Genomic DNA, 2,352 nt, shown 5'->3' with positions numbered 1-2,352 from the left:
CCGGCCGATGCCCCCGATATCGGCGCGGCGCTGGCGGCGCGGGTGCTGACCGCCGATGCGCGGATCGACGCGGTGCTGGCCCGGCTGAGCCTGCCGCTGGCCCGGCTTTTGGCGCTCGCGCCCGGCGCGACGCTGACCCTGCCGGGCGCGGCGCTGGCGGCGCTGCGGCTGGAAGGCCCGGGCGGCGTCGCGGTCGCAAGGGCGGAACTGGGCCAGGCCGAGGGCCGCCGGGCGATCCGGCTGACGGCGGCGGCGCCGGGTCAGGACTGTCCGGGGGGCGGAGAGGCTGTGCCGGCCCCCGATGTTGCCGCGGCGGAGGAGGGCGCAGGCTGGCCCGAGGCGGGGCTGCCGGTCCGGATGGCGGGCTGAGGCGGGCCGTGACGTCGACGGGCCGCCGGGGTCCCGGACGTCTCAGGCGGCGCGCCGCCCCCGCCAGCCGCGGTCCAGCACCGGCAGCAGCGCCATCCCCGCCACCATCGCCGCAAGGAAGACCAGCCCCGGCCAGCCGCCGAAGCCCAGCGAGGCCAGCGCCGGTCCGGGGCAGAAGCCGGCCAGCCCCCAGCCCGCGCCGAAGACCAGCGCGCCGCCGATCAGCCGGGCGTCGATGTGCCGCGCCGCCGGGCCGGGCAAAGGCGCGCCGCTGAGGCTGGTGCGCCGGTTGGCGCCGATCCGCCAGGCCAGCGCCATCGGCAGGATCGCGCCCCCCAGCACGAAGGCCAGCGTCGGGTCCCAGGCCCCGAAGATGTCGAGGAACCCCTGCACGCGGGCGGTATCCACCATCCCCGAGACGAGCAGCCCCGCGCCGAACAGCGCGCCGGAGAGAAGGGCGATGACGATCTGCATGGCGGCCTCCTCAGATCACGGTCAGCAGGTGGCGGAACAGCGCGACGGTCAGCATCCCCGCGCCCAGATAGGCAAGCGTCGCCGCGATGCCGCGCGGCGACAGGCGCGACAGGCCGCAGACCCCGTGCCCCGAGGTGCAGCCGCTGCCGAGCCGCGTGCCGATCCCCACCATCAGCCCGGCGGCGATCAGGACCAGCGGCTGCCGGCTGGCCTGGGTGCCGAGCGGCGCCAGACCCGGCAGGGCCAGCCACAGCAGCGCCGGCACCGCGACCAGCGCCGCGACGAAGGCCAGCCGCATCGGCCGGTCGCTGCCCGCCGAGCCGTCGACGAGGCTGCCGAGGATGCCGCTTGCCCCCATGATCCGGCCATTCCCCAGCAGGTAGACCGCGGCCGCCAGCCCGATCATCAGCCCGCCCAGAAGACCCCGCAGCCAGTCCGCTTCCATCGCCAACCTCCTTATCCGACGCCTCCGATATAGAGGCGGGGCAACAAAACACAATGTCTGAATGTGTCCGCGCCGGGCGCCGCTGCCGGTCTTGACCTGCATCAAGGCGGCGACGGGCGCGGAATGCGACATCCGGGGCATGGAGTTCACCAGCAGGAGCACGCAGATGGCCAGCGACACCGATACCCCGACCGTCCTGACGGCAGAGGCCGCGCGGGTGCTGCTGATCGCCCGGCTGCTGGCGTTGCGCGCCCGAATGACCGGGATCGAGGCGGAACTCGACAGCCACAACGCGCAGGACTGGCAGGAGCTGGCCACCGAACGCGAAAGCGACGAGGTGCTGGAGGGCATGGGCGTTTCGGCCCAGACCGAGGCACGCGGGATCGAGGCGGCGCTGGCCCGGATCGACGCGGGCAGCTGGGGCCGCTGCGTCACCTGCGGCGGCGAGATCGGAGCCGAGCGGCTGGCGCTGCTGCCCGCGACGCCCTTCTGCCGCGACTGCGTGCCCGCCCGCTGAGCCGCCCGCGTCGCGGCCGCCCCCCGGAGCCGCCCACCGCGTCGCTCCGGCAGGTTTCCGTTGCCCCCGGGGCGCCAGCGCCTAAGCTGGGGCCTTGGGTGAATCGGGTGCGATGACGATCGGGGCAGGAGTAGCCGGGGCAGGGGCAGCGACAGGGTCCGGTTCGCCGGATCTGCGCGGGCCGTCGGGCGGTGCGGCGGCGCCGGCCGCCGATGCTGTGGCAGAGCCGCTTGTCCGCCGGATCGACTGGCCGCCCGCCGATTTCTCCATGGATGACCCTGCGGCGCCCGCCCCCGGTCTCGCGGATCTCGCCGCCGCGCTGGCGGCCGCGCTCGACGATCCGGCGACGGCGGCGGTGATCCTCGGCTTCGGTCCGCGCGCGGGCAGCCTTCTGGCGGTGTCGGATGATGACGCGGCTTTGGCCGCGCTGGCCGGCCGCATCGCCGGGGCCGCGCCGCCGGTGATCGCGCTGCTGCCCGCCGCGCCCCCGCACGCGGCCACGGCCGCCGTCGCGGCGCTGGCGCTGGCCGCGCATCTGCGGGTGGCC

At 75.9% G+C, this 2,352-nt stretch carries 5 protein-coding genes; 3 read left to right on the top strand and 2 right to left on the bottom strand.

Features of this window, described 5'->3' with window-relative positions; all coding sequences use genetic code 11:
* The coding region (locus EEY80_RS19900) for a FliM/FliN family flagellar motor switch protein (protein ID WP_205749170.1) at positions 1-369 on the top strand (369 nt) is incomplete at its 5' end.
* A gap of 42 nt (positions 370-411) precedes the next feature.
* On the opposite strand, the gene EEY80_RS19895 is transcribed toward EEY80_RS19900, so the two are convergent.
* Together EEY80_RS19895 and EEY80_RS19890 are read right to left on the bottom strand one after the other, a co-directional pair.
* Positions 412-843: a DUF6691 family protein gene (locus tag EEY80_RS19895; RefSeq protein WP_126979674.1), complete on the bottom strand. Its 432-nt coding sequence runs from the start codon at positions 841-843 to the stop codon at positions 412-414.
* Positions 844-853: 10 nt separating this feature from the next.
* The gene (locus EEY80_RS19890) at positions 854-1,288 is read right to left on the bottom strand and encodes a YeeE/YedE family protein (RefSeq protein WP_126979672.1); all 435 of its coding nucleotides are present in this window, start codon (positions 1,286-1,288) and stop codon (positions 854-856) included.
* A 166-nt stretch (positions 1,289-1,454) separates the two neighbouring features.
* Between EEY80_RS19890 and EEY80_RS19885 the strand changes: the two genes are divergently transcribed.
* Together EEY80_RS19885 and EEY80_RS19880 are read left to right on the top strand one after the other, a co-directional pair.
* Positions 1,455-1,805 carry a TraR/DksA family transcriptional regulator gene (locus tag EEY80_RS19885; protein WP_126979670.1) on the top strand — a complete coding sequence of 117 codons (351 nt, stop codon included), beginning with the start codon at positions 1,455-1,457 and terminating at the stop codon, positions 1,803-1,805.
* A 268-nt stretch (positions 1,806-2,073) separates the two neighbouring features.
* Positions 2,074-2,352: hypothetical protein (locus EEY80_RS19880; protein ID WP_205749169.1), on the top strand; the 279-nt coding region annotated here is incomplete at its 3' end.

This window comes from Frigidibacter oleivorans (assembly GCF_003993775.1).
GTDB classification, from domain to species: domain Bacteria; phylum Pseudomonadota; class Alphaproteobacteria; order Rhodobacterales; family Rhodobacteraceae; genus Frigidibacter; species Frigidibacter oleivorans.
The sequence above is the reverse complement of the archived record's forward strand: the minus strand, read 5'-3'. Positions and strand labels throughout refer to the sequence as shown.